General features: G+C 74.1%; 25 protein-coding genes. 11 read left to right on the top strand and 14 right to left on the bottom strand.

From position 1 onward, the window contains the following. Positions 1 to 11: 11 nt before the first annotated feature. From BFV98_RS13875 to BFV98_RS13865, 3 genes are read left to right on the top strand one after another with little or no spacing between them, the layout of a single operon-like run. The gene (locus BFV98_RS13875; RefSeq protein WP_071096581.1) at positions 12 to 317 is read left to right on the top strand and encodes a DUF6403 family protein; all 306 of its coding nucleotides are present in this window, start codon (positions 12 to 14) and stop codon (positions 315 to 317) included. Then, positions 314 to 1,663, top strand: a complete 1,350-nt coding sequence (locus tag BFV98_RS13870) for a hypothetical protein (RefSeq protein ID WP_013284300.1) — start codon at positions 314 to 316, stop codon at positions 1,661 to 1,663. Before BFV98_RS13875 ends, BFV98_RS13870 begins: the two co-directional genes overlap by 4 nt. Next, positions 1,660 to 2,640, top strand: a complete 981-nt coding sequence (locus BFV98_RS13865) for a hypothetical protein (RefSeq protein WP_071096579.1) — start codon at positions 1,660 to 1,662, stop codon at positions 2,638 to 2,640. The genes BFV98_RS13870 and BFV98_RS13865 overlap by 4 nt, the downstream gene beginning before the upstream one ends. Before the next feature lie 27 nt (positions 2,641 to 2,667). Here BFV98_RS13865 and BFV98_RS13860 read toward each other — a convergent pair whose 3' ends face one another. Beyond that, a complete protein-coding gene (locus tag BFV98_RS13860; RefSeq protein ID WP_047891234.1) occupies positions 2,668 to 3,234 on the bottom strand; it encodes a snapalysin family zinc-dependent metalloprotease in 567 nt (188 codons plus the stop codon). 116 nt (positions 3,235 to 3,350) lie between these two features. On the opposite strand from BFV98_RS13860, the gene BFV98_RS13855 reads away from it, so the two are divergent. From BFV98_RS13855 to BFV98_RS13835, 5 genes are all read left to right on the top strand, one after another. Then, entirely contained in the window at positions 3,351 to 3,740 is a 390-nt protein-coding gene (locus tag BFV98_RS13855; protein ID WP_255368106.1) for a globin, read from the top strand. Positions 3,741 to 3,892: 152 nt separating this feature from the next. Then, complete coding sequence (locus tag BFV98_RS13850) at positions 3,893 to 4,606, top strand: hypothetical protein (protein ID WP_071096577.1); 714 nt, start codon at positions 3,893 to 3,895, stop codon at positions 4,604 to 4,606. A 13-nt stretch (positions 4,607 to 4,619) separates the two neighbouring features. Beyond that, on the top strand, positions 4,620 to 4,880 hold the full coding sequence (locus BFV98_RS13845) for a hypothetical protein (protein WP_013284305.1): 261 nt from the start codon (positions 4,620 to 4,622) through the stop codon (positions 4,878 to 4,880). Continuing rightward, positions 4,877 to 5,284, top strand: coding sequence for a hypothetical protein (locus BFV98_RS13840; RefSeq protein WP_013284306.1), 408 nt, complete (start codon positions 4,877 to 4,879; stop codon positions 5,282 to 5,284). The genes BFV98_RS13845 and BFV98_RS13840 overlap by 4 nt, the downstream gene beginning before the upstream one ends. Before the next feature lie 44 nt (positions 5,285 to 5,328). After that, on the top strand, positions 5,329 to 8,691 hold the full coding sequence (locus BFV98_RS13835) for an AAA family ATPase (RefSeq protein ID WP_071096575.1): 3,363 nt from the start codon (positions 5,329 to 5,331) through the stop codon (positions 8,689 to 8,691). A 45-nt stretch (positions 8,692 to 8,736) separates the two neighbouring features. Here BFV98_RS13835 and BFV98_RS13830 read toward each other — a convergent pair whose 3' ends face one another. Next, positions 8,737 to 9,591, bottom strand: coding sequence for an ABC transporter permease (locus BFV98_RS13830; RefSeq protein ID WP_013284308.1), 855 nt, complete (start codon positions 9,589 to 9,591; stop codon positions 8,737 to 8,739). Then, a complete protein-coding gene (locus BFV98_RS13825) occupies positions 9,588 to 10,601 on the bottom strand; it encodes an ATP-binding cassette domain-containing protein (protein WP_071096574.1) in 1,014 nt (337 codons plus the stop codon). The genes BFV98_RS13830 and BFV98_RS13825 overlap by 4 nt, the downstream gene beginning before the upstream one ends. Before the next feature lie 353 nt (positions 10,602 to 10,954). On the opposite strand from BFV98_RS13825, the gene BFV98_RS13820 reads away from it, so the two are divergent. Beyond that, complete coding sequence (locus BFV98_RS13820) at positions 10,955 to 12,502, top strand: hypothetical protein (protein WP_143025331.1); 1,548 nt, start codon at positions 10,955 to 10,957, stop codon at positions 12,500 to 12,502. Between the two features lie 45 nt (positions 12,503 to 12,547). Here the strand turns inward: BFV98_RS13820 and BFV98_RS13815 are convergent, their stop codons facing one another. From BFV98_RS13815 to BFV98_RS13800, 4 genes are all read right to left on the bottom strand, one after another. Continuing rightward, positions 12,548 to 13,531: an aldo/keto reductase gene (locus tag BFV98_RS13815; protein WP_071096570.1), complete on the bottom strand. Its 984-nt coding sequence runs from the start codon at positions 13,529 to 13,531 to the stop codon at positions 12,548 to 12,550. Positions 13,532 to 13,638: 107 nt separating this feature from the next. Beyond that, positions 13,639 to 14,493 (bottom strand): aldo/keto reductase, encoded by an 855-nt coding sequence (locus tag BFV98_RS13810; RefSeq protein ID WP_071096568.1) that lies wholly within the window; start codon positions 14,491 to 14,493, stop codon positions 13,639 to 13,641. Between the two features lie 117 nt (positions 14,494 to 14,610). Beyond that, positions 14,611 to 15,786: an endonuclease gene (locus BFV98_RS13805; RefSeq protein ID WP_071096567.1), complete on the bottom strand. Its 1,176-nt coding sequence runs from the start codon at positions 15,784 to 15,786 to the stop codon at positions 14,611 to 14,613. 40 nt (positions 15,787 to 15,826) lie between these two features. Beyond that, entirely contained in the window at positions 15,827 to 16,804 is a 978-nt protein-coding gene (locus tag BFV98_RS13800) for a LysR substrate-binding domain-containing protein (protein ID WP_071096565.1), read from the bottom strand. A 38-nt stretch (positions 16,805 to 16,842) separates the two neighbouring features. On the opposite strand from BFV98_RS13800, the gene BFV98_RS13795 reads away from it, so the two are divergent. Both BFV98_RS13795 and BFV98_RS13790 read left to right on the top strand, forming a co-directional pair. Beyond that, positions 16,843 to 17,724 carry a serine hydrolase gene (locus tag BFV98_RS13795; protein WP_030272950.1) on the top strand — a complete coding sequence of 294 codons (882 nt, stop codon included), beginning with the start codon at positions 16,843 to 16,845 and terminating at the stop codon, positions 17,722 to 17,724. A gap of 139 nt (positions 17,725 to 17,863) precedes the next feature. Then, positions 17,864 to 18,865: an MBL fold metallo-hydrolase gene (locus tag BFV98_RS13790; RefSeq protein WP_071096563.1), complete on the top strand. Its 1,002-nt coding sequence runs from the start codon at positions 17,864 to 17,866 to the stop codon at positions 18,863 to 18,865. A 9-nt stretch (positions 18,866 to 18,874) separates the two neighbouring features. On the opposite strand, the gene BFV98_RS13785 is transcribed toward BFV98_RS13790, so the two are convergent. The 7 genes from BFV98_RS13785 to BFV98_RS13755 form a co-directional block, all read right to left on the bottom strand. Beyond that, complete coding sequence (locus tag BFV98_RS13785; protein WP_071098874.1) at positions 18,875 to 19,630, bottom strand: FkbM family methyltransferase; 756 nt, start codon at positions 19,628 to 19,630, stop codon at positions 18,875 to 18,877. Positions 19,631 to 19,643: 13 nt separating this feature from the next. Further along, positions 19,644 to 21,470, bottom strand: a complete 1,827-nt coding sequence (locus BFV98_RS13780) for a sulfatase (protein ID WP_071098873.1) — start codon at positions 21,468 to 21,470, stop codon at positions 19,644 to 19,646. Next, a complete protein-coding gene (locus BFV98_RS13775; RefSeq protein ID WP_255368105.1) occupies positions 21,467 to 22,288 on the bottom strand; it encodes a CDP-alcohol phosphatidyltransferase family protein in 822 nt (273 codons plus the stop codon). Before BFV98_RS13775 ends, BFV98_RS13780 begins: the two co-directional genes overlap by 4 nt. Before the next feature lie 124 nt (positions 22,289 to 22,412). Continuing rightward, positions 22,413 to 23,834 carry an amino acid permease gene (locus tag BFV98_RS13770; protein ID WP_071096561.1) on the bottom strand — a complete coding sequence of 474 codons (1,422 nt, stop codon included), beginning with the start codon at positions 23,832 to 23,834 and terminating at the stop codon, positions 22,413 to 22,415. A gap of 116 nt (positions 23,835 to 23,950) precedes the next feature. Continuing rightward, positions 23,951 to 24,655, bottom strand: a complete 705-nt coding sequence (locus BFV98_RS13765; protein ID WP_071096559.1) for a hypothetical protein — start codon at positions 24,653 to 24,655, stop codon at positions 23,951 to 23,953. 2 nt (positions 24,656 to 24,657) lie between these two features. Next, a complete protein-coding gene (locus tag BFV98_RS13760) occupies positions 24,658 to 25,443 on the bottom strand; it encodes an ABC transporter permease (protein ID WP_071096557.1) in 786 nt (261 codons plus the stop codon). Beyond that, positions 25,440 to 26,339 carry an ABC transporter ATP-binding protein gene (locus tag BFV98_RS13755; protein WP_013474198.1) on the bottom strand — a complete coding sequence of 300 codons (900 nt, stop codon included), beginning with the start codon at positions 26,337 to 26,339 and terminating at the stop codon, positions 25,440 to 25,442. The genes BFV98_RS13760 and BFV98_RS13755 overlap by 4 nt, the downstream gene beginning before the upstream one ends. Positions 26,340 to 26,398: the final 59 nt, after the last annotated feature.

Raw genomic sequence — 26,398 nt, 5'->3', positions numbered from 1 at the left:
AGACAGGGATCATGACCGCGAGCGTGCTGCCCTGGCTGGGCGGGGGAGTGGTGGCGGTGGCCGCCGGTTTCCTCGCCGTGTCGCTGCCCCGGCGCCGCGTCCGGGCCGAGGGCCGGCGGGTCGCCTGGTCGTCGGCGCGGGCGGCGATCCACGACGCCACAGTCAGCCGGGACGCGTCCCCGGCGACGGTGCCGGAGGCCGAGCGGCTGCTGGCCCACGCCGAGATGCTCGCCGCCGCCCGCGGCGGCGCCGACGCGGCCCGCGCGGCGGCCGAGCACGCCCGCCGCGCCGACGAGCTGTGGCGGGCCGGGCGGTGACGAGGGTACGCCGGGAGTTGCTGCGCTGGTCGCTGCTGGCCGCCGCGGCAGCGGTGCTCGTGGTGTTCCTGGTGGCGCAGCGGCAGAGCGTGGAGGTCAGCTACGGGCGTTCCCCGTCGACGGCCGCGCTGCCCGAGGGCTCGGCCGGGGAGTTGAGCGACGCGAGCGTGCCCTCGGTCGAGGAGATGACCGCGCTGGTCGCCGCCGATCCGGTGGTCCGGCTGCCGGGCGCGGTCGCGCGCTGGGACGAGCAGCGGGTCCGGGCCGCCGTCGGTGACCGGGGCACGCGCATCCTGGTCGCCCCGCCCGGTCTGGACGAGGCCGAACGCCGGCGGGTGAAGGACGTGGAGAACGCCGAGATCCGGATCGTCGGCACCGAGGTCAGCGGCGGGCTCTACGTGGCCTCGCCGGACGACCTGCCGGGCTGGCGGGCCCGGTTCGCCACCGGCGACGTGACCGGCTCGGTGCTCGCGCTGCTGGCCGCGCTGCACGACCAGCCGACCCCGCCGGACGGCGACGACCTGCGCTGGCGGGAGCCGACCGGCCCGGAGCTGGCCCCGGTGGTCGCCGCGCTGCGCGCCACCGGCCGGTACGTGGGCACCGGCGCCACGCTGCCCGAGCTGCCGGAGAAGGCGGCGAGCGCCGCGTTCCCGGACGGCGCCTGGTTCGTGGTGCTGCCCGCCCAGCCGTACGGGGAGCCGTTGCCCGCGTACGGGCCGGCGCTGCACCGGCTCGCCCCGGACCAGCCGCTGGTGGTGATGTACGGCGACTGGATCGAGTACCACGGTCCGGGTGCGGCGTCGTTCGCCGAGGTGGCCGGCGCGAGCTTCTACGCCCAGTTCGGCGGACGGCTCGGCCGTTACGCCTATCCCCAGCAGAACGTGCTCGGCGCGTATCTGGCGCAGGTCACCGACGTGCGGTACGCGGGGCTGTTCGACCGTCCGCTGCCGTACCGGCCGTTCGACCCGCTGCGGGTGGCGTTGCCGGCACTGCCCTGGATCTTCGCCGGGTGCGTGGCGGGTTTCGTGGTGCTGTCGATCCGTACCGTGCGGGGGTCCGGCCGCCGTCCGGCCGACGTCGGTCCCGGTGGCACGCCGGCCCGGCTGGCCGGGCTCTCCGCGCTGGCTGTGGAGTTGTCGCTGCTCACCGACGCGCGCAGCGACCCGGCGCTGGTCCGGGGGGTCGGCCGGTTGCGGGCGGCCCGGGACGCGTTCGACGAGGGGTTGCCCGACCGGCACGTACGCGAACTGCTCGCCGACGCGGCGGCCGAGCTGGACGACGTGGCCCGGGACGTGCGGATGCCCGGCTACCGGCCGGACGTCTACCTGCGGGCGAGGCTGTCGTGAGCCGCGTCGCGACCCGTCCCGAGCGGACGGCGACCCGTCGTGGCGTGGCGGCGACCAGCCCGCGCCGGCTGCTCGGCCGCCTGGTCGGCACCGCGTTCGGCCGGGCGGTGCTCGCCTGCCTGGCGCTGGCCGGCTGGGCGCTGTGGACCGGAGGCGTCCTGGACGGTCCGGCCGCCCGGCAGGTACGCGGCTCCTCGGTCTACGCGGCGCCCGGAGTGGACCTGGACCGGGCCGCCGCCGAACGGGTCATCGGCAACCGGCGGCTGGTGGTGCTGATCATGGAGCCGGGCGCCGACCTGCGGGAGGCGTGCGACGACACCGAACGCGCCACCCAGGGCACGCTGGTGCTGGCGATGAGCCGCGACGGCGAGGACTGGGACACGTACGGCTGCTCCCGCCTCGGCGGCGACGGCCCGCGTGACCTCGGGCGGGCCATGGTCGCCGAGACCACGATCAGCCGGGGCGCCGACGCGTTCGTGGACCGGCCGGTCGAGGCGCTGAAGGTGATCGTGCTCAACTACGACCGGCTGGTCCGGGCCGGTCTGGTGCCTGACGGCGCCCGTACCATCAGCCCGTCGCTGCCCCGGTATCTGCTGGCCGGCGGCGCGGTGGCCGGGGTCGTGGCCGGTGCGGCGGTGCTCTGGCTGGGCGGCCGGCGGGCCGGCCGCCTGGCCGACGCGCGCCGGGCCGGGCGGGACGCACGCGCCGACGAGCGGGCCGCGCTCGGCGCCGCCACCGCGGTTCTCGCCCAGCAGATCATCGACCTGGACCGGTACGTCGGGCCGGTCGCCCCGGCGCACCGGCGGCTGGCCGCCGACTACGTCGGCCTGCTCGACGAGGTGTCCGACGTGGACGGGAACGCCGAGGCGCTGCGCCGGCTCCGGGAGCGGGTCGAAGGGCTGAGCCGCCGTGCGGCGGATCTCGCCGACGACGCCGCGTCGGGTCGGCGCGGGACGCGCGGACGGGGCCGGCGGTGACCCGCCGACCCCGTCGTCACTGCGTCGTCAGCGCTGGGCGCCCACCGTCGAGGCGGCCGGCCAGCTGCCGGTGAAGACCTGGGCGGGCGTCGCGCTGCGGGCGGCGAAGCCGAACAGCGAGTCGACCCGGGCGGCCTCGGTGGAGCTGGGGTACGGGTTGGTGCAGCTCGTGCCGGCGCTGCCACCGGACATCAGGATGGCGCAGTTGCCGTTGTAGTTGTCCGGCAGGCCGAGGATGTGGCCGATCTCGTGCGTCATGATGCGCAGCGCCGAGTACTGCTGGGCCTGGTAGTAGTCGATCACCACGCGGCCGTTGCCGAGGCTGGTGCGCTGGGCGTACGAGCCGCCGCCGTAGGTGTAGGTGATCCGCAGGTTGGACCCGCACTGGGCCATGTTGATGTTGTTCGTGTAGTTGTTCCAGATCGCCGCCGCCTGCACCGCCGTGTTGGCGAACGGGCCGGCCTGGCTGATGTTGTAGCAGACGTTGCGGACGGCGGCGGAGGCCGGAGCCGGGTTGACGGCTACCGCGCCGAGCGCTGCCAGCGTCGCGGCCGCGAGGGTGGCGAGGATCCGGGACAGCTTGGGCTTACGCATGGTTCACACTCCTTGGGATGGGGGGTGAGCGGAACGCCGCCAGCCTATAGATAGGTATTCATCGATATCAAGGGTTGCGATGAACTGACCGGACTCGATCATCCGTACCCCTGGTCGTGCGGACCACGGAGGTGGCGACCTGTTCCCGCGAGCCCTGCGACCGGCTCGGCCCGGTCGCCGTGCGCGCGGCGGTGCACCGCTGGCTGCGGCTGATCGCGGCCGACGCGGAGTTGGCGCCGTACCTGATCGGGGTGGACCGCCAGCGGCTCGCCGCGCTGTTCACCGCCCGGCTGGGCGCGGCGCTCGGCGGGGCGCGGCGGGGTCCGGACGGCGACCCCGCGGACGCCGGCGGACCGGCCCTCGGTGGATCGCGGCGCCCGCCGCTGACCGGGGAGCAGCGCTGGCGCGTCCTGGACTACCTGGCCGCCGCGCTCTGGGCGCTCGATCTGCCGGCGGCGACGGTCGTCGACGCGCAGCGGGCCGTCGCCGGGTTGCTCCGCGCCTGAGCGACGGCGGGTCGCGTGAATGCGGCACAGGAACAGTCGTTCACGCCGCCGGGTATCCCCGGCTTTCCTGTCGACCTCCCGTCACACAGGGTGTTTTCCTGATCGCTTCCGGTCGATAACGTCGGGCCACTGCCGTCGACGAAGGGCCGACGATGAACGACAACGGACACCCATTCGACCGTCGGCGACTGCTCGCCGGCGCGGCGGCGGCCTCGGCGGTCACAGTGACCGGCCTGGCCGTCGCCTCCACCACCGGCGCCGCGGCGGCCGCTCCGAGCCGCCCCACGACGCCGCTCATCACCAGGGACCGCATCGCCACCGCCGCGCTGCGCGCGCCCGACGGGTCCGCGCTCGCGGTCGCCGTCCAGGCCGACTTCCACGCCCGGCTCGCCGCCTGGCTGGCGTTCTGGTCGGCGAACTCGCCGTCGGCCTGGAGCGTGCCGGTGCAGGTGGTCGCCCGGATCGAGGCGGCCGGCGACGCGCTGGTGCTGCACGGGATCCGGCACCGCCGCGACGACGAGCTGCGCGCCGGCTTCGCCGCCGGCCGGCGGGACGCCACCCACCTGGCCACGCTGGCCAGCCTGCACCACCACTTCCCGAGCGTGCGGGTCCGCCCGGACGGCACGATCCGGGTCGCCGACGGACCCGCCGGGTTCACCGGCGCGCCGGAACAGGTCGCCTTCGCGGTCGCGGCCTGCCGCGAACTGTGGGGCGACGCGGCGGCGACCGTCCACCACTGGGCGGAGCACGCCGCCCGGGTGCTCGCCCGCGCCGGGCACCGCACCGACGCCGCCTCGCACGCCGGCTGGGCGGCCTTCACCCGCACCAGCCTGCGTCGCGGGCTGGGCACCGAATCGTACGAGTGACCGGAGGTAGCACATGGCCCGCAACGAGTTCCGCTTCGTGGTCGACGGCGTCGACCTGAGCCCCGAGCAGCAGACCCTGATCGCCGCGGAGATCCAGAAGGCCGGCCTGGCCGCCCTGCGTACCGCCGACGCCAAGCTGACCAACCCGCTGACCGTCGGTCACGGCAACATCAAGCTGCGTCCCGAGTGGTACGGCCTCTGGGTCATCGACGGCCCGTTCGCCCAGGACCTCGGGCAGAAGATCAACGACATCGGGTTCTGGATCCAGCGGTGACCGACGCCGCCCGGCCGGCCGGCACGCCGGAGCGGATGTGCCCGAGCACCCCGGCGTCGAACGCCACCGTGTTCCTCGGCATGATCACTCCGGCGGGCCGGGTGGCCTACGTGACCCCGGCCGTACCGGCCGAGGTGGCGCTCGCCGGGCTCGGTGACTCCGACGAGCCGATCGAGTCGCGGGCCCGGCTCGCCGGCCCGTGCGTCACCTCGTCCTGCGGCTTCTGGACCGGCTCGCACTGCGGGCTGGGCGCCCGGATGGCCGCCTCGTACGCCGAGACCGCCCCGCCCGCGGAGGAGACGCTGCCGAAGTGCGCGATCCGGCGTACCTGCCGGTGGTTCGCCGAACAGGGACCGGCCGCCTGCCCGGCGTGCGCGCACGTCGTCACCGACGCGCGGATCTGAACGCTCCCCGGTTTGTCGGACCCTTCGACTAGCGTCGTGAGGTCATGGAGCCGAGGTTCGGCCAACACATCATCGGGCGGGAGCATCCCGCTGCGCTGCTGCGCGCCGAGGTGGCCCGGCTGGTCGACAGCCACGGCGGTCTCGTCCTGGTCACCGGCGAGCCGGGCATCGGCAAGACCACACTGGTCTCGGCCGCCGCCGACGAGGCCCGTCGCAGCGGGGCGCTGGTGCTCGGCGCCGCCTGCTGGGACTCCGACACCGCACCCGACTACTGGCCATGGGTGCAGGTCCTGCGGCGGCTGGCCCGGTCCGCCGACGACCGGCGCGGGGTGCGGGAGGCGGCCGACGCGGGCCTGGCGGCACTGCTCGGCGAGCGGGCGGCGGGTGACACCGCGGAGGCAACCGAGCCGGGCGACCCGACCGAGCCCGGCGACACGCACGTGGCCGAGCCGGGCGACGCGGGCCGGGACGAGTTTGACAGGCACGACGCGGTGACCGCCGCCCTGGTCGCCGTCGCCCAGCACCGCCCGGTCGCCGTGGTCTTCGACGACCTGCACTGGGCCGACCCGGCGTCGCTGCGGCTGCTCCAGTTCGTCACCCAGCACGCCTGGTTCGAGCGGTTGCTGCTGATCGGCACCTACCGGGACGCCGAAGTCGAATCCGTCGAGCACCCGCTGCGGCCGTGGCTGCTGCCGCTCACCGCCAAGGCGACCACAGTCACGCTCGCCGGGCTCGATCGAGCCGAGGTGGCCGCGCTGATGGCCCGCACCGCCGGCCGGGAGCCCGACGCGAGCCTGGTCGCCGAGGTGCACCGGCGCACCGGCGGGAACCCGTTCTTCGTGGAGCAGACCGCCCGGCTCTGGCACACCCACGGCCTCACCGACACCGTCGCCCCCGGCGTACGGGAGGTGGTGCGCCGCCGGCTCGACCAGCTGCCCGCCCCGGTGGTCGAGGCGCTCACGGTGGCCGCGGTGCTCGGCCGCGAGTTCGACAGGCTGACGCTCGCCGCCTGCGTACCCGCCCCGGTCGCGCAGGTCGACCGGTTGCTCGGCCGCGCCGCCGCGGCCCGGCTGGTGCTGCCCCGGAGCGACGGACGCTTCGTCTTCGTGCACGACCTGGTCCGCGAGACGCTCTACGACGGGCTGGCCGACGACGATCGGCGGGCCCGGCACGCGGCTGTGGTCCGGGCCGTCGACCGGTCGGACGCGCTCGCCGGCGTGCTCAGCCCGGCCCACCTGGCCCGGCACGCCTGGCTGGCCGGCGCCGAGCTGGAGCCGGAACGCGCCGGTGACCTGCTGCTGGCCGCCGCCCGCGACGCCGGGGGCCGGATCGCTGTGGACGAGTCGGTACGGCACTACCGGCGCGCGCTGGAACTGACCGGCGAGCCCGGCCGGCGGGTCCGGGTGCTGCTGGAACTGGCCGGGCTGTTGCACCACGCCGGCCCACCGGCCGAGGTCGAGCGGCTGCTGGCCGAGGCCGCCGCGCTGGCCCGGGAACTGCCCGATCCCGGCGTGCTGACCCGGGTGGCGCTCATCGCGCACCGGCAGCACTCCGCCACCCGCCGCAGGCTCGACGCCGCCGAGCTGGTCCGGGAGGCGTACCGGCGGTTGATCGCGGAACCGGAGCCGGAGCGGCCGGTACGCGCGCTGGTCACCGACCTGATCACGGCCACCGAGACGCTCGCCCGGCACGGCCGCGACGACGAGGCGCTCACCTTCAGCCTGTGGGCCCGCCACGACACCACCTGGGGGCTCGGCACCGCGCACGAGCGAGCCGTGGTGACCGCTGAGATCCGCGAGGTGGCCCGTCGTAGCGGCGACCGGGAGACCGAGCTGTGGGCCACGGCGCTGCGCTGGGTCGCGTTGCTGGAGCTGGGCGATCCGGGCTACCGGCACGAGCTGACCGCGTTCGTGACCGGCGCGCGACGCGGCGACGTGGCCCGGCAGCGGGTGGCGGCGACCGCGGACAGCGCGATCATCGCCGCGTTCCGGGGTGACCTCGCCACCGCCGAGGCGTGCTTCGCCGAGGCGGAGAGCTACCGCGAGTCGGCGCACTCCGACCACGCGTTCATGACGCACCACACGCGCTGGTCGGTGCTGCTGCTGTACGGCCGCCTCACCGAGGCCGAGGCGGTGCTCGACCGGGTGGGCGCCGCGCACCCGCAGGCTGAGCTGCTTCGGGCGATCACCGCCGCCGAGCGCGGCGACGCGGCCACCGTGCTTCGGCTCACCGCCGCGATCGAGGCCGCGGGCACCGCGTACCCCCGGTCGGTGTCGCCGCTGTGGCTGCGCCTGCGGGCGCAGGCAGCGGCCGTGGACGGCGACCCGGCCCGGTGCGCGGAGGTACGGTCCGCCCTGGCCCCGCACCGCGGGCAGTGGACGGCGGCGCTGTTCGGGTGCGACATCGGTGGCCCGGTCGACCTGTGGCTGGCCATGGCGGACGCGGCCGAGGGCCGGTGGGACGACGCGATCGACTGTTACCGGGCGGCCCGGGACGCCGCGGACCGGCTGGGCGCCCGGCCCTGGTCGGTGCTGGCCCGGGCCGGGCTGGTGGGCGCGCTCGCCGGGCGCGACGGGCCGGGCGACGCGGCCGAGGCGTGGCGGCTGCGGGCCGAGACGTTGGCCGAGGCGCGGACGCTGGGCATGGTCCAGGTGGTGGACCGGCTGGGCGCGACGGCTCCCGCCCCGGTGGCGGCCTCCGCCGTGGTCGCGCCGGTGGCGGTCCGGCTCGGCGCGGGCGCCCCGGCTCTGGTCGCGTCGTCGTCGCCCGGCCGCCGCGCCGCGTCGGGTCTGTCCCGGGCGGGTGCCGTCCACGGCAACGCACGGCCGCCCGACCCCGGCGCGGGCGGCGCGGACGTGATCCGGCCCGAGTTCCGGCCGGACGGGCCGGTGTGGCGCCTCGCGTACGACGGCGTCGTGGTGCACCTGCCCGACGCCAAAGGGCTGCACGACCTGCGGCTGCTGCTGAGCCGGCCCGGCACGGACGTGCCCGCCGTCGAACTGCTCGACCCGGCGGCCGGCCCGGAACTCGCCGCCGCGCGCCGCCTCGGCGCCGATCCGGTGCTCGACGACGAGGCGAAGGCCCGCTACCGACGGCACCTGCGGCGGCTCGACGACGAGATCGACCGGGCTGCGACGCGCGACGACGGGCGGCGGCTGGCCGAGCTGGACGCCGAGCGCGCGGCGCTGCTCGACCAGTTGCGTGCCGCCGCCGGGCTGGCCGGGCGCAGCCGGCGTCTCGGTGACCAGGCGGAACGGGCGCGCAAGGCGGTGACCGGGCGGATCCGGGACACCCTGCGCCGCATCGGCGAGCGGCATCCGGCGCTCGCCGCCCACCTGCGCGAGTCGATCACCACCGGCGGCGCCTGCCGGTACCAGCCGGCCGAGCCGGTGCCCTGGTGGCTCTGACCGGCGAGGTGGCGGGGCCGTGTGGACCCCGCCACCGGTGTCACGTCAGCGACGGTTGTAGCGGTACATCGTCAGCGTGCCGAACACGACCACGAAGAGGGCGCTCCAGAGCAGCATCCACATGGTGCTCGGGCCGTCCATCGAGCCGGCCATCGCCGCTCGGACCGAGGTGACGAGCTGGGTGATCGGGTTGACCTTGACGAACGCTTGCAGCCAACCGGGCATGGTGGACGGGTCGACGAACACGTTGCTCAGGAACGTCAGCGGGAACAGCACCATCATGCTGGTCCCCATCACCGACTTCTCGCTGCGCAGCACCAGGCCGAAGAACGTCCACACCCAGGAGAACGCGAACGAGAAGACCACCAGCAGCCCGATTCCGGCCAGCACCCCGAGCAGCCCGCCGTCGGGACGGAAGCCGAGCACCACGCCCACGGTGAGGATGACCACGGCGGCCAGGACGTAGCGCAGCACGTCGCCGAAGATCATCCCGACGAGCGCCGACGGCCGCCAGACCGGCAGCGTACGGATCCGGTCGAAGACGCCCTTCTCGATGTCGCTGTTGAGCCCGACCCCGGTGTACATGGTGATCATCACGACGCTCGTGACCATGATGCCGGGCAGGAAGAACTGGAGGTACGCACGCGGGCTGTCGGCGAGCGCGCCACCGAACAGGTACGTGAACATCAGCACCATGATGATCGGGAACGCGGTCACGTCGAACAGCTGCTCGGGCACGTGCTTGATCTTCAGCAGCGCGCGCCAGCCGAACGTCAGCGACGCCGACAGCGCGCCGGGCCGGGCCGGCCGCTCGGCCGGGGCGAGCACAGTGGCCAGCGCCTCTGCGGACGGCATGTAGACGGACGGCGCCCGCCCGGTGGTGATCGCAGTGTCGCTCATCGCGCCGTCTCCAGTTCGTCGTCCCGCTCGTCCGCCGGGACGGCCGGGTGGTCGGTCAGGGCCAGGAAGACCTCGTCCAGGCTGGGCTGGCCGAGGGAGAAGTCGTCCACCACGATGCCGGCGGCGGCCAGCTCGCCGAGCGCCCGCGCCGCCTGCGTACCCGCCTCCAGGTCGGTGCGGTGCTCGCCGACGCGGGCGGTCAGCGCCGCCGGGTCCGCGGCGAGCTGCACCGGTACGCCGAGCGACGCCCGCAGCACCTGCTCGGCCTGCGGCCGCTGCCCCGGATCGCGCAGCCGGATGTGGACGCTGCCCGCGCCGATCGACGCCTTCAACTCGCCCGGGGTGCCCTCCGCGATCACCCGGCCGTGGTCGACCACAGCGATCCGGCCGGCGAGCTGGTCCGCCTCGTCCAGGTACTGCGTGGTCAGCAGCACCGTCGTGCCGTACGCCACCACAGCCCGCACGATCGCCCACACCTGGTTGCGGCTGCGCGGGTCCAGCCCGGTGGTCGGCTCGTCGAGGAACAGCAGGTCCGGGGTGTTGAGGATGCTCGCGGCGATGTCGATGCGCCGCCGCATCCCGCCGGAGTACTTCTTCACCTGCCGCCCCGCCGCCTCGGTCAGCCCGAACGCGGCGAGCAGCTGCTCGGCCCGGTCCCGGGCGCCGGACCGGCCCAGCCCGAGCAGCCGGCCCAGCAGGACCAGGTTCTCCGCCCCGGTCAGGTCCTCGTCCAGCGAGGCGTACTGGCCGGTCAGGCTCACCCGGGAGCGCACCGCGTCGGCGTCACGCACCACGTCGTGTCCGAAGACCCGGGCCGTGCCGCCGTCCGGGCGCAACAGCGTCGCCAGCACGCGTACGGCGGTGGTCTTCCCGGCGCCGTTCGGGCCCAGCACTCCGTAGACGGTGCCGGCGGGAACCCGCAGGTCCAGCCCGTCGAGTGCCCGGGTCGAACCGAAGGACCGGACCAGGCCCTCGGCCTCGACGGCCAGGCCGGTGTTCCGGTTGCTCATGAATCGCTACCTCTCCTCGTCGGTGTTCTCGACAGCCGTACGGGTGTGCCGCCCGACCGATCGCCTGTTTCAACGAGGCCGGGAAGCTGTGGTGTTGTGCCGGCCTCACCCCGAAGGCGCCAGACGGCCCGCCAGATCCGATCTGGCGGTGGCGATTCCCGGCCGACGACGGCCGGTACGGGAGGAAGGCGGGGTTATGACCGTTCCCGCAGCAGCCCGCCGGATGACCGATCGTGGACAGTGCTTGATCGATCGCCTGCCATATGCTGCGCCGGCATCCGACGCACGGGGGCGCGTCCCGGTTGTGGTTACGCGGACGCCTCTCTGCGCATTGAAACCGAGAGGGGTCCACCGTGTCCATCGTCCGAAGAGTGCTCGGCGCACTCGCCGTGGCGGCCCTGGCCGTCACCGCCGCACCCACCGCCGCCGGTGCGGCGGCGGATCCGGCAGGCGTGCTCCACCTGACCGTCAGCAGGCTCGACGGCAGCCCGGCCGCCGGTAACGTCGCCGTGACGGCCGCCGACAGCAGCTACGACAAGGACCTCCTGCCGCTGGACGAGTCCGGGCAGCTCAGCGTGGAGGTGCCGGCCGGCGACTACAAGATCGCTGTCACCCCGGTGTACAGCGACGGCCAGGACGACGAGGTGCTCAGGCAGTGGGTGCCGGGCCGGACCAGCTGGGCGCAGGCCGGAACGGTCCGGGTGTCCGCGGGGGACACGACGGAGGTCTCCGAGCGCCTGCTCGCGCCCAGCGGGTCGACCCTGCGGGCGCGCGACGCGGTCACCGGCGCCGCGGTCGACGGGCTGTGCGTGTTCCTCGACCCCCGGCGCAATCCGTGCGGCGACACCCGGGTGACCGTTCCGCCGCTGATCCCCGGCCCGCAGGAGGTGTGGGTCTACACCCGCGACGACACCCACCTGCCCCGCTACGCCACGGTGAACGTCCTGGCCGACGGCAGCGGCACCGCCGTGGTCGTCCTGACCCCGGCCGCGAACGTGGTCTCCCGGGTGGTCGACGCGGCGACCGGCGCGCCCGTCGCCGGGGCCTGTGTGACGCCGGCACCCGCCGGTACCGGCGAGCTTCCCGACAACCCGGGACGGTACTGCTCCGACGCCTCCGGGAACGTCCGCGTCGGCCTGGTCGCGGCCGGCTCCTGGAACCTGTTCGCCCGCCCCGCCGGCGGATCGGCGTACGGCGCGCAGTGGGTCGGCGCGACCGGCGGCACCGGCGACGCGAAGCAGGCCCGGGTGGTCACCCTCCGGGCCGGGCAGACGGTCACCGTGCCCCCGATCCGGCTCGACCGCGCCGGTGTCGTCACCGGCACCGTGACCAGCGCGGCCACCGGCAGGCCGGCGACCTCCGGCGCCGTGACGCTCGCGCCCGAGTCGGGCTTCTTCCTGGACTGGGGTGTGAAGCTGGACGCGCAGGGCCGCTACCGGATCGACTGGCTCGGCCCGTACGCCTGGCCGCTGCTGTTCACCACCGCCGACAACGCCGCCCAGTGGTCCGGCGGGTTCGCCCTGCGCGGCAAGGCCGTGCCGGTCACGGTCCGGGCCGGCGCCACCACCGTCTACAACCTCGCCGTGCGGCGTGGCGTCCTGGTCACCGGCCGGCTCGTCGACCCGGAGGGCCGCCCGGTGGTCGCCGAGCTGACGGTGCGCAACGCGCGTACCCGTGAGGTCATCGGCTATTCGTTGGATCTGGATCGCGACGGCGAGTACGCGCTGCGCGTGCTCGGCCCCCAGCCGGTCACCGTGGCGTGGCTGTGGACGCCGCCCTACGTCCTGTACGCCGGCTGGTACGACGGCGCGGCCCGCCCGGCCGACGCCACCGAGGTGACCCTGCCGGGCACCGGCACCCTGCGGCTCGACGTCGCTGTCGACCGGTTCCCCGCCGCTTGAGCGGCACGGGCCGGGTGGCGTGCGAGCCACCCGGCCCGGCGCCGGTCAGCGCACCGAGTCCAGCCGGGTCCGCTGCTCGGCGGTCAGCTCCAGGTCGACGGCGGCCAGGCTCTCCTCCAACTGCGCCACCGAGGAGAAACCGACGAGCGGGATCGACGGGATGTCCCCGCCCGTCAGCCAGGCCAGCACCACCTGGTTGACTGTGGCACCGGTCTCGGCGGCCACCGCCCGCAACGCCGCCAGCCGGGCCGGGGTGGCGGGCACCACGTACTCCTCGCCGAGCCGCTCCGGCCGGACGTACGCGCCCTTCAGCAGCGGCGAGTACGCGACCAGCGTGAGCTGCGGCTCCGTGCGCAGGTAGCTGAGCAGGTCGGGGCCGACCCAGCCGACGTCGCCGTCCGGGTCCAGCTCGCTCGGCACGTCCAGCCGCCGGGGCAGGTAGCTGCGGTGGTACTGGAGCACCTCGTACCCGGGCAGGCCGGCCGCGGCGGCGAGCGCACGGGCCCGCTCGACCCGCCAGGCGCGGTGGTTGCTGGCGCCCAGCAGCCCCACCGTGCCCTCGGCGACCAGCTCGGCGAAGCCCTCCACGGTCTCCCGCATCGGGATCGTCCGGTCCTCGATGTGGGCGTAGAGCAGGTCGATCCGCTCGACGCCGAGGCGCTCCCGGCTGCGCTCGGCGGACTCGCGGATCACCTTGGCCGACAGCCCTTCCGGGTTGTCCACATAGCTGGTGCCGGGCGCGAGCGGACGGGCGCCGAGCTTCGTGGCGATGACCACCTCGCCGCCGATTCCGCGGCTGCGCCGCCAGCGGCCGAGCAGCTCCTCGCTCTCGCCACCCTGGCCCCCGTTGTGCCAGAAGGCGTAGTTGTCCGAGGTGTCGATGAAGGTGCCGCCCGCCTCGACGTACCGGTCGAGGATGGCGAACGAGGTGGCCTCGTCGGTGGCGGTGCCGAACAGCATCGCGCCGAGGCTCAGCACACTGACCTCGCGACGCGTGGCCGGGTCCGTGCCGATGGTGCGGTAGCGCATGTCTTCCTCCCCGTCGGAGCTCTGGGGGTCACCCTGCCCCTTCGAGTGCGCGCGAAGTCAACAACGGAGGGGCCCCGGGATTCCGGGGCCCCTCCGACGCGTGACGCTCAGCTCGGGATGTAGTCGAACTCGTCCGGGTTCGGGCCCGTCCGGCCGGCCTCGCCCCGGTCCAGCGAGGTGAGCCGCTCCATCGCGGTGTCGTCGAGAGTGAAGTCGAAGATCGCGAAGTTCTCCTCGATCCGCTTCGGCGTGGTCGACTTCGGAAAGACGATGTCGCCGCGCTGCACGTGCCAGCGCAGCACCACCTGGGCCGGGGTCCGGCCGACCTGCTCGGCCACGTCGACGACTGTCGGGTCGTCGAGCACCTTGCCCTGCGCGATCGGCGACCACGCCTCGGTGAGGATGCCGTGCGCCCTGTCGTACGCCCGCACCTCCTCGTTGCCGAGGTAGGGGTGCGCCTCGATCTGGTTGACCGACGGCACCACGTCCGCCTCGGCGGCCAGCCGCTCCAGGTGGGCGACCTGGAAGTTGGACACGCCGATCGACCGGACCGTGCCCGCGTCACGCAGCTCCTCCAGCACCTTCCAGGTGGAGACGAAGTCGCCGTCGTAGCGGGTGGGCAGCGGCCAGTGGATCAGGAACAGGTCGAGGTAGTCGAACTTCAGCTCCCGCAGCGACTGCTCGAACGCCTTGCGGGCGTCGTCCGGGCGGTGGAAGCCGTTGTTCAGCTTGCTGGTGACGAAGACCTCGCCGCGGTCCAGCCCGGAGGCACGCAGCGCCTGACCCACCTCGGCCTCGTTGCCGTACATCTGGGCGGTGTCGATGTGCCGGTAGCCGACCTCCAGCGCGGTGCCGACGGCCCGGACGGTGTCCTTCGGCTCGATCTGGAAGACGCCGAAGCCGAGCTGCGGGATGGTGTTGCCGTCGTTGAGTGCGATGTCCGGAATGCCGTTCTGGGCCATGAGAGCCTCATCTCCGATCGTGCGGTGCCCGGGGGCGCGTCCGTGCCGACCGCCCCCGGCCGTGCCAACCGGATGTCTCTACCCGCTCGCGACGCTTCCTCACATCGGGGACGAGCGTCAACCCCAGATCGACCGTGCCCACTCGGGGTGGTCGACGAACGGGTTGCGGTTGCCCTGCCAGCGCTCGTAGATGCGCTGGTTGCGGCGCTTCTCGAAGGCGTCCGGCGGATCCTGGTCGTTCCAGGCCAGCAGCTTCGACAGCCGCCCGAGCCGGGGCGCGGAGCCGTTGGAGACCGAGTCGTTCGGTTCCAGGTCCGGCCAGCCGTCGCCACCCTCGTACCGGATCGCCATGTAGAGGATCATGCGGGCCACGTCGCCCTTGACCGCGTCGCGCGGCTCGAACGAGTCGGCGTCGGTGTAGCAGCCGGGCGCCTCGGCCACCGTGCCGCCGCCCGAGTCGAAGTCCTTGTTGCCGCGCGACGAGTTGACCGACACGTCCTCCGGGCGCAGGTGGTGCACGTCGGTGCCGGGCCCGGTGGCGGTGCCGAAGTCGCCGTGCGACTTGGCCCAGACGTGCTCCCGGTTCCAGTCGTTCGCGCCGCCGCCGTTGCTCGTCTTGCTCTGCGACCGTCCGCTGTAGAGCAGGACCACGTTCGCCGGGTTGGCCGGATCCTGGTCGGTGTCCTTGAGCGCGTCCCACACCTGGTCGTAGCTGAGCTTCGTCTGCACCTTGATGATGCCGTGCAGCGCGGTGCGCAGCGCCGGCCCGGTCTTGCCGGCCGCGGCCGCGTAGTACGTGTCCGGCACGGCGGTGCCGGTCGGGCTCGGGGTCGGCGTGGGACTCGGCGTGGCGCCGCCGCCGAGGCTCATCGCGGTCGGGTTCTTCAGCCCGCCGTGGCTGAAGTACGCGGTGAGCGCGCCGGTCGCGGTCACCTGCCGCCCTCGCAGCGACGGGTTGGTGAGCAGCCCGAAGGTGCTCCGCCAGGCGGCCGTCACCTGCACGTACAGCATCCGGCCGGTGCCGGTCTCGCCGGCCTGGTCGGCGAGGGCGATCGCGGTGTCGGCGGTGAAGCCGGACGTGAGCACCGTGTTGGTGGCGGTGGGCTGGCCGATGACGTAGCCGGTGACGGTGGCCGTCCGGCCGTCCTGGGCGGCGAGCGCCTGAGCCACGGTCAGGGGTGTCGCGGCCGACGCGGCGCCGGTCACGCCGAGCGGGATACCGACCGCGACGGCGAGCACGACCGCCGCGATCAACCGCCCGGGTCGCGAGCGGGTGACACGCTTTATATTCATGATCAGCGATGTTAGTCGGATTGAGGTGAACTGCGGGAGGTCAGCGGGCCAACTTTTCGTCCCGGCCGGCCTCGAACAGCACCGGCCACGGCCGGGCCGCCGGGGCGAGGAGCGCCGGCCCGCCCGGTTCGTCGGGCGCGGCGAGCGTCTCGGTGGCGAGGTGGCCGAACATCGGCGCGGCCGGGTGCGCCGCCCGGATCGGCCAGGCCGCGGAGATCCGCCGGACCAGCGGCGTACCGGTGATCGGTCGCCACGCGACACGTGGTTCCCGGCGGGCCAGTGCGGCGGGCTCGACGGCGACCGCGCCGCCGGCCAGGAGCAGACCGAACAGGAACTCCGGGTTGCGCGCGGGGCGGACCCGGGCCGGGGCGAAACCGTGCTGCCGGCACACGGTCAGCAGATGCTCGTGCCAGCCGGGCGCGGTGGCCGGTGGCGCGGTGACCAGGTCCATGCCGGCCAGATCGGCGAGCGCGATCTCCCGCGGCCGGGCCAGCGGCGAGGCCCGGGGCAGCAGCACACCCACCGGTACGTCCACCGGCTCGCCGAAGCGCAGCCCGGCCCCGTCGACCGGATGGTGCAGCAGGCCGACGTCCAGCCGCCCGTCCGCGAGCATCCGGTGCTGCTCGGCGCTCGTCAGTTCGTGCAGGTCGAGGGCGAGCCCGGGCGCGCGGGCCGCGAGCGCGTCGAGCAGCGCGCGCAACGTCACGGCCGGGGTCTCCGGGGGTACGCCGGCGCGCAGCACCCCGAGCGCGCCCCGGCGGACCCGCTCGGCGAGGTGACGCAGCCGGCGTTCACCGGCCAGCAGCTCGTCGGCCTCGCCGAGCAGCAACTGGCCGGCGGTGGTGAGGCCGACCTGGCGCTGTGACCTGTCGAACAGGGTGACGCCCAGCTCCCGCTCCAACCGCTGGATCGACTGGCTCAGCGGCGGCTGTGCCATGCCCAGCGTCTCGGCGGCCCGGCCGAAGTGCAGTTCCCGGGCGACCACCACGAAATGCCGCAGGTGCCGCAGCAGGTCCATCCGGGCACCCTAGCGTCGCCGCTGGTTACCGTGTCGGCGTGGATGTGGCGGAACGGATCGGGGAGATCTTCGGGCGGGCCGGGGTGCGGGGTTGCCTGCACGTCGTGGACGTGGACGACCCGGCCGGCGGTGAGGTGGCGCTGCGCGCCGACGAGCAGATCGTCATCGCCTCCGTCTTCAAGATCATGGTGGTGCTGGAGTTCGCCCGGCAGGCGGCCGCCGGCCAGCTCGACCCGACCGAACGGGTGCTCGTCGGTGCCGCCGACCGGCTCGGCGGCTGGGGCGTGGCCGGCTGCGCCGACGACGTGGAGGTCTCCCTGCGCGACCTCGCGTACCTGGCCATGTCGGTGAGTGACAACACGGCGGCCGACCTGCTCCTGCGCCGGATCGGGGCGGACGTGCTGCCGATGCTGGCCGCGGAGCTGGACCTGCCGCGTACCCGGATCGTCGGCGGCCCCCGGCAACTCGTCGAGACGATGCTCTCCGACGTGGGCGCACGCACCGAGGCGGACTTCGCGCGGATCTTCCCCACCCTGTCGCCCGAACGGGTCCGCGCGATGCGGGTCTTCGACCCCGAGCACACCAGCTCCAGCACCGCCCGGGAGCTGACCCGGCTGCTGCGTCTGGTGTGGCGGGACGAGGCCGGCCCGGCGCCCGCGTGCGCCATGGTCCGGGAGCTGATGGCACGGCAGCTCTTCTGGACCCGGCTGGCCGCCGGTTTCCCACCCGGGGTCCGGGTCGCCGGGAAGACCGGCACCCTGCCGGGACTGCACCTCGAAGCCGGCGTCGCGGAGTACCCCGACGGCCGCAGGTACGCGATCGCGGTGGCGGTACGCACCGAACGGCTGGCCGCCCGCCGGATCGACGTGGACCTGGCGATGGGGGAGGCGGCCCGGACCGCCGTCGATTCATTGCGTTGATCCAGGCCGGGCCACCGGCCTGGCCTGCGGTGATATCGGTCCGGATATCGGTCGTTGCGCTCGTCGATCTTGGACATCGACGCCGGCGGGGTGGTGGTCTGGGCCTACCGATCACCGATCCCGAACGGGAGGACGACACATGCCCGAGAACCGGCCGTCCGGCTACGCCCGCCGTCGACTGCTACGCGACACAGCGGTCGGCGCCGCCGCCGTCACCACCGCCGGACTCGTCGCCGGCGCCCCGGCCCGCGCCGCCGGGCCGAGCCCCGTCGCCGCGCCGAGCCGCGCCGCCGGCGGTACGCGACGCGGCGGCGCGGTGAGCTTCCGCTGGTGGGGGACCTCCGGCTGGCGGATCGACATCGGGGACCGGACGGTGCTCGTCGACCCGTACCTGAGCCGGTACGACACCGGGCTGTTCCGGAAGCCGTTCAACCCCGACACCCGGCTGACAGTGGCCGCCGACGTGGTCGACCGGCTCGCCGACCGGGCGGAGAACATCTTCGTCACCCACACCCACTGGGACCACTTCAACGACGTGCCGCACATCGCCGCCCGGACCGGTGCCCGGGTCTTCGGCACGCTCACCGCGTATCACCTCGGCCTGGCGTACGGGCTGCCGACCGGGCAACTGGCCCCGGTCAAGGGCGGGGAGGTGCTCGACTTCGACGGGTACACGGTGGAGGTGATCGGCTCGCTGCACAGCCGGAACCCCACCTGGTCGATGGCCTTCCCCGGGGTACGGATCAGCCGGCCGCCCCGTCCGGAGACGATCGCCGACCTGCCCGAGGGCGACACGCTGGCGTACCAGATCCGGATCGACGGCGGCCCGGCCGTGTTCTTCATGGGTGCCAGCGACTTCGACGAGCGCAAGCTCAGCGGGCTCGCCCCGGACGTCGCGATGGTCGCCTCCGCCGCCACCACGGCGACCGCCGACTACGTGCCCCGGCTGATGGCCGCGCTGGACCGTCCGAAGGTCGTGGTTCCGGTGCACTGGGACAACTTCGAGACGCCGCTCACCAACCCGCCGACTGTCGCCGACAGCGACCGGGAACGCCTCGACGCCCTCGTCGCCGAGGTGCGCCGGGTCTCGCCGCGCAGCCGCGTGCTGGTGCCGGAGTACCACACCGCGTACCGATTCTGACGGCGCCGCTCAGGAGGCCGCCAGCCGGGCGTAGACGTCGCCGGAGCGACCGGACGGGCGGTACGTCTCCAGCAGGCGTACCAGCCCGGCCGCGTCCAGCCACCGGTCGCCGGCGAACCGCATGGTCTCCACCGGCGAGTAGTTGTAGCGGTAGCCGCCCGCCGTCGCGCCCAGCCGCTCCACCAGCTCCAGCGCGGCCAGCGCGGCGTCGTGCGCGGGCGGCAGGTACTCGAACGACAGCCCGCGCACCGGACGACTGAGCCCGGCCAGCACGTCGACCTCGAAGCCCTCGACGTCGACCTTGCAGAACGCCGGTACGCCGTGCCGCGCGATCAGGTCGTCCAGCGTCACCACAGGCACCTCGACCGACCGGTCCCAGCGGACCCCGGCGAAGCTCGGATCGGCTGTGACCGACTCGATCCACGACGACGACATGGTGGACACCGTCGGCGTCGCGCTGGACAGCTCCAGCCGCGCGCTGCCGGACCGCGCACCGACCGCCGTCGGCTCGATCGTCACGTCGGCGTCCCGCCCGAAGCCCAGGCGCAGCACCCGCAGGCAGTCCGGCTGCGGCTCCACGGCGACCACCCGCGCGCCCAGCCGCCGCCAGGTACGCACCCGGCCGCCGACGTGGGCGCCGATGTCGAAGCCGAGGTCGCCGGGGGAGAGGAACTGCCCGTAGAGCTGCCGGGCACGCCGGTGCTTGGCCGGCTGACCGTGGTAGACGGCCAGGGAACGGGTGATCCCCCAGGCCCGCGCGAGCATCGTCACGACATCCCTAACTGTGAGTGGTGGACTTCGGTCCGAACGCGTGCAGGAACCGGTCACGGAACGACTCCATCGGCCAGACCGGGGCCTGCGGGTCGGGGTTGAGGCCGTCCTGCCAGCCCCACCCGGCGATGCGGTCGAGCACTGCCGGGTCCTTGGCGACGACTGTGATCGGCACGTCCTTGCCGGCGCCCTCACCGGTGACCGCCCGGGCCGGCTGGTGGTCGCCGAGGAACACGAGCACCAGGTTCTCGTCACCGTACCGCTGCACGTAGGAGATGAGCGTGCGCAGCGTGTAGACCACCGACTGCCGGTACGCCTCCCGGGTGCCCTCCTTGGCGCGGTCGGCGCGCGCGGTCCCCTTGTACACCGAGCCGTCGCCGACGTCGTCCCAGTCCACCAGCGGCGGCACCGGCGTCCACGGGATGTGGCTGGACAGCAGCGGGATCTCGGCCATCACGGGTGCGTGCCCGGGTCCGCGCTCGCGGCGCTGGAACGTCGACAGCGTGTACTGGTCCGGCGGTGAGGAGAAGCTGAACAGCGGACCCCGGTAGCCGAGTTCCTTCACGCCGTACACCTGGTCGGGGGAGAAGAAGTCGGCCTCCGGCCAGGCCCGGGTGAGCGCCGGCATGACCAGTGTGGTCCGCCAGCCGGCACGCTTGAACGCGCCGTTGAGGGTCAGGTGGTCGCTGCGCACCAGGTTGGTGTAGCGCAACTGGTTGTCCGCCCGGATGCCGCTCATCAGCGTGGCGTGCGCGAGCCAGCTCCCGCCGCCGGTGGTGGACGAGGTGAGGAACGCGCTGCGGCTGCCGTATCCGGCCGCCCGCAACTGGCGGGTTCCCTCGTCCAGGACGGCGTCCACCTCCGGTGCGAGGCCCGGGTCCTCCAGCGCGACCCGGCCGTAGCTCTCCACGAACGTGAACAGCACGTCCTTGCCGCGCAGCGCGGTCAGCAGCTCGTCGCCCGGCACGTTCTGGAACGGGTCGCCGGCGAGCTGCGTGTTCAGCGTCTCCTGGTCGTTGAGGCCCGCCCGTACCTGCCGGGCACGGTCGTAGAGACCGGCCGCCACCGTGTCTGCGGCGACCGGGACGCCCGGCACGATCTGCGCGCCGAGCACGGCGCAGACCACCCAGGCGGCGGCGAGCGCGGTGGTCGCGCGCGCGGAGACCATCCGGTGGCCGGCCACCACCCGGGCCAGCCGCCGTGCCGACAGCGTCACCAGCAGCGGTACGGCGAGAACGGCGACCACTGCCAGCGCCACCGCACCCACCTCGGCGGCCGGGCCGTACGACTCGGACAGGAACTCCGCGCCCGCGCCGAGGAACGTCCAGTCGGCGATCAGGTCGAAGGGGCGGTCCAGGACCAGCGAGAACCCGAGGTCGGCGACCTTGAGGACGAGGACCAGGCCGAGCAGCGCGCCGAGGATCGTGGCCACCACCCGGCGCGGACGTGCCGGCAGGACCAGCAGCAGGGCGACGGCGACCAGCCCTTCCACCGGGATGCGCAGGAACGCGCCAGGGCTGAACCCGTTGACGTCGCTCGGGGCGACGAGCGCCACCAGCACGAGTGCGGCGGCCAGCGCGGTGACCGTCGCGGCGAGCAGCCGCCGGGCGCGCGGTCGGCCGGGCGTCGCGACGCCGTCGTCCCCGGCCCCTGTGTGGCCGGGGGTGCGGTCGACCGGGCCGGCGTCGGACGCGGCACTGTCGCCCGGGTCGCTCGTGGCGCGGTCGCTCCCGGCCGTCGTGCCGTCGGTCGTGGTGCCGTTGTTCGCGGTGCCGTCGGTCGTGGTGCCGTTCGGGGCGTCGTCGCCGTCCGCCCGGCGGGACAGGTCGGTCACGGGCGCCGCCCGCCGACCTCGGCGGGCTCGCGCGCGATCCGCGCGCCCGGCGTCCACTCGGAGCGGTGAACGGCGGGCGCGGGGGACACCGGCGCGGCCGGGAGCGCCACCGGGCGCCGCCGCGACGGTACGCGGTGCCGCCACAACCAGGCGACGTCACGGCCGAACGACTCGACGAGCATCGCGAGCGCGCCGAGAAGCACCGCGACCGCGAGCAGCCGGGGCAGGACACCAGCCGCCACCACCGCCAGCGCGATGCCCTGCGTGGCGGCGACCACCTTGCGCCAGTAGCGCGGAGGCAGCGAGCCGCGCATCCACGGCAGCACCCAGCCGGCGGCGACGAAGACGTACCGCATCGCGCCGATCACCAGCACCCAGGCACCGACCTGGTCGGCGACGTACCCGCAGAGGACCAGGACCAGGAAGGAGTCGACCTCCATGTCGAACCGTGCGCCCAGCGCGCTCACCGTGCCGGTACGCCGGGCCACCTGCCCGTCGACCCAGTCCAGCGACAGCGCCACCGCGCTCAGGACGACGAGCACCGGCACCACGATCGGCTCGCGGAACGAGTCGACTGTCAGCGCGGCAACCCCGCCGGTGAGCGTCGCCCGGGTGAGCGTCACCCAGTCGGCCGGGCCGAGCCGGTCCGCGCCCGAGCGGCGCAGCCCGTATCCGAGCGCCGCGACCGTCACCACCCCGAAGAGCAGACCGGCAAGCCAGCCGTACGCGCTCAGGCCGACCGTGCCGGCCAGGGCCGCGAGTACGCCGACCTGGAGAATCGCCCCCGCGAATGGATCAGTTCGAAGTGCGGACACCATGCCTCCGAGGTAGACGTCACGAACCACACGTGTGTACGGAGAACATGCCCGAACAGTTCGTTCTGATGCCGGAAACGCGCCAGCGGATGTGGCATGTCACGTCGGCCGGCGGGGCGGCGCGCGGTCAGCGCGCCCGGTCGGCGGTGTCCTCGTCGCGCCGGGCCAGCGCTGAACGGCGGTAGCCGTACAGCGCGTAGACGAGCGCGCCGAGCAGGAACCAGGCGCCGAACCGCAGCCACGTCACCGGGTCGAGGAACGTGATCAGCCAGATCGAGAACAACGCGCCGAGCGCCGGCACCACGGGCATGCCGGGCAGCCGGAACGTCCGCGGTGCGTCCGGACGGCGGTAGCGCAGCACGATCACCGCCACGCACACCACCACGAACGCCAGCAGGATGCCGATGTTGGTCAGCTCGGCGGCCTGCCGGATCGGCAGGAAGCCGGCGATCAGCGCCGAGCCGACGCCGACGATCCAGGTGACCCGGGTCGGCACCCGGCGTACCGGGTGCACCTTGGCGAACCAGCCCGGCAGCAGCCCGTCCCGGCTCATCGAGAACCACACCCGGGTCACGCCGAGCATGAACGTGAACATCACGGTGAGGATGCCGATGATCGCCCCGACCGCGATCACACTTGCGAGCCCGGAGAGCCCGACCGACGCGAACGCCGAGGAGAAGCCGCTCTCCGGGTCGATGTCCCGGTAGTTCTGCATGCCGGTGAGCACCAGCGTGGCCAGCACGTACAGCACCATCGAGACGATCAGCGACCAGATGATCGCCTTCGGCATGTGCCGGCGGGCGTCGCGCGACTCCTCCGCGGCGGTGCTCATCGCGTCGTACCCGAAGACCGCGAAGAAGACGGTGGCCGCGCCGGTGATCGCGCCGCCGACGCCGAACGGGAAGTACGGCGAGTAATTGGCGGTCTTCACGTGGAAGAAGCCGACCACGATCACCAGCAGCACCACCGCGACCTTGAGGCCCACCACGAACGTCTCGAACCGGGCGGCGGCCCTGATGCCCCGGGTCAGCAGGAACGCGATGAGCAGGCAGAGCACCACAGCGAACAGGTCGACCCGGTGCCCGTCGCCGGTGCCGGGCGCGCCGAGCATCCAGGCCGGCAGGTCCGCGCCCAGCTCGTTGACGAGGAAGCCGAAGTAGCCGGAGATGCCGATGGCCACCACGGCGACGATCGCCGTGTACTCCAGCAGCAGGTCCCAGCCGATGAACCAGCCGACCGCCTCGCCCAGCACCACGTACCCGTAGGTGTACGCCGAGCCGGCCTTGGGGATCATGCCGGCGAACTCCGCGTACGACAGCGCGGCGGCGGCGCTGGCCAGACCGGCGATCAGGAACGACACCAGCACGGCCGGGCCGGCGGTCTCGTTCGCCACCGCCCCGGCCAGCGCGAAGATACCCGCGCCGATGATGCCGCCGACCCCGATCGCGGTGAGCTGCCACAACCCCAGTTCGCGGGAGAGGCCCGCGTCGGTCTCGTCGGCGATCTGCTCGACCGGCTTGCGCCGGAAGATGCCCTGTCCCACCGCCATGCCGGTCCCTCCCGTCGCACCGACGTACTCCGGCCGGGCCGCCGCCGTCCGGCGAGCCGCACCCGCATGGACGAACGTAAATCCTCGGCGCGAAGATCGCAGCCCGGCGGCGGCGGTCACCCCGGCGGCGGGCCGGCGACCAGCCGCCAGTACTGCCGCTTGCCCTCGTCGCGGACCACCACGCCGAGCCGGGCCAGCTCCCCGTGCAATTCCCGGGTCTCGGCGTCGTGGCCGCCGTCGAGTGCCCGCTGCCGGGCGCGCAGCAGGGCGTCCGCGCCGGACGGCAGGCCGGGCAGCCCTTCCACCCACCGCCGGTACGCGTCCCGGTGCGGGTCCTGCCCGGTCCACGGCCAGCCCTGCCGGGTGAACGCCTCCTGCAGCCGCTCGGCGTCCAGGTCGGACTTCTCCCGGGCCAGCTCGCCACCGGCGGTGTCCAGCAGCACCAGCGCCTTGCCGTCGACGAACACCCCCGCAACGTCGGCGCGCGCCAGGTCCCGGCCGTGCCCGTCGCGGTGCAGCCGTACCGTCCGGTGCCCGACCGTGACGGTCAGCCGCTCGCGGACCGCCACCACCGCCAGGAACAGGCCGCCGAGCAGGCCCACCCCGGCCCCGATCGGGTACGCCCGATCGTCCGGCCACCGGTCGAGCAACTCGAACAGGCCCTGGAACGGGAACCAGGCCAGCCCGGCGATCCAGCCGGACACCGCGGTCAGCCCGGCGCCCAGCCCCGCCCCGAGCAGCGGGAACCCCGCCCACATCAGCACCAGCTCGCCGCGTCCGCCGTCGACCACGACGTCCTCGCCGGGTTGCCATGCGGTCACTGTCAGGACACCTCCCGGCGCATGGTGCGCACCAGACCGGCGACCAGCGGCAGGAGCACCCAGACGGCGAGTGAGACGCCGAGCCGGCCCCACTGCCCGCCGTTCATCTCGGCGCCGAGCAGCGGCTCCATCGTGTACGACGTGTCCAGCCAGCGGGCCGGCTCACGCAGCGCGGAGATCATCGCGGCGAGCAGGCTCCACACCGTGGGCAGCAGCAGGTAGGTGACGATCGCCAGCGGCGTGTTCAGCAGCAGCAGGCCGAAGGCGGCGCCCATCAGCACGCTCGCCACCTGGAACACCGCCGCGTGCGGCAGCAGTTGCCAGTCGAACGTCCAGGCACCCGCCCCGCCGGTGACGCGGGCGGCGAGCGTGCCGGCGGCGGCGACGGCCAGGCTGACGAGCACCGAGGCGAGCGCGGCGAGCACCACCGCTGCGAGTTTGGCGACGATCACCCGCTCGCGGCGGGGCACCAGCGCGAACGTGGTGAGCGCGCTGCGCTGCGACCACTCGCCGGTGATGGAGAGGATGCCGAGCACCGGCAGCAGCAGCCCGACCGGCAGCAGCGACGGCGTGAAGAAGGCGGTGAACGTCTGGTCCGGCGCGTCGACGACGAACAGCTGCACCACCACGATCGCGGCGGCGATCAGCCCGATCGTGATCAGCAGCCAGCGTCCGGTCCGGGTGTCGGCGAGCTTGCGCAGCTCCACGGCGGTCAGCCGGGCCAGCGAGGGACCGGCGACGGCCGGCTCGTGCCGCGGCCGGGCGGTCGGAACGGCAGTGGTGGTCATCGGACGGCCTCCTTGGTCGACGCGCCGGCGGTGAGGGTGAGGAAGAGCTGCTCCAGGCCGCCGCTGCCGGCCGGGCGCAGCTCGGTGAGGACCAGTCCGGCGTCCGCCGCGGCCTGACCGACCCGGCCCGGCTCGGCCCGGACCACGAAGCCGCCGTCGGTGCCGGCGGTGGCGGGCAGCGCGGCCCGGTCCAGCGTCAGGCGCAGGGCGTGCGGGTCGCGGGCGCGCACGAGCGTGCCGGCGCCGGCGAGCAGCTCGTCCTTGCCGCCCTGGGCGACCACCCGGCCGCCGCCGATCACCACCAGCCGGTCGGCCACCGCCTCCACCTCGCGCAGCAGGTGCGAGGAGAGCAGCACCGTGCCGCCCCGGTCGGCGAAGTCGCGCAGCAGGCCGCGCATCCAGAAGATCCCCTCCGGGTCGAGGCCGTTGGCCGGCTCGTCCAGGATCAGGACCCGAGGGTCGCCCAGCAGCGCCAGAGCCAGGCCGAGCCGCTGCCGCATGCCCAGGGAGTACGCGCCGACGCGGCGCCGGGCCGCGGTGTCGTTCAGCCCGACCTGGTCGAGTACCGCCGCCACCCGCCCCCGGTCCACGCCCATGGTGCGGGCGGCGAGCGTGAGCGTCTCCCGCCCGGTGCGCCCGGCGTGCTGCGCCGAGGCGTCGAGCAGCACGCCGATCTCCCGTCCCGGGTTGGGCAGGTGCCGGTACGGGCGTCCGCCGACTGTGGCGCCGCCCGAGGTGGGCGGCGTCATCCCGCAGATCATCCGCATCGTGGTGGACTTCCCGGCGCCGTTCGGCCCGAGGAAACCGGTCACGGAACCCGGTTCGCACCGGAACGTGACGTCCTCGACGGCTGTGTGCGGACCGTACCGCTTGGTGAGCTGGTCGACTTCGATCATGCCGTCGAGCCTGCCGGGGCCACCCGGTCACGCGCTGCGGCCGGCGGTCTGCGCCGCCG

The organism is Micromonospora sp. WMMB235 (assembly GCF_001855515.1).
In the GTDB taxonomy this organism is placed as follows: domain Bacteria; phylum Actinomycetota; class Actinomycetes; order Mycobacteriales; family Micromonosporaceae; genus Micromonospora; species Micromonospora aurantiaca.
The sequence above is the reverse complement of the archived record's forward strand: the minus strand, read 5'-3'. Positions and strand labels throughout refer to the sequence as shown.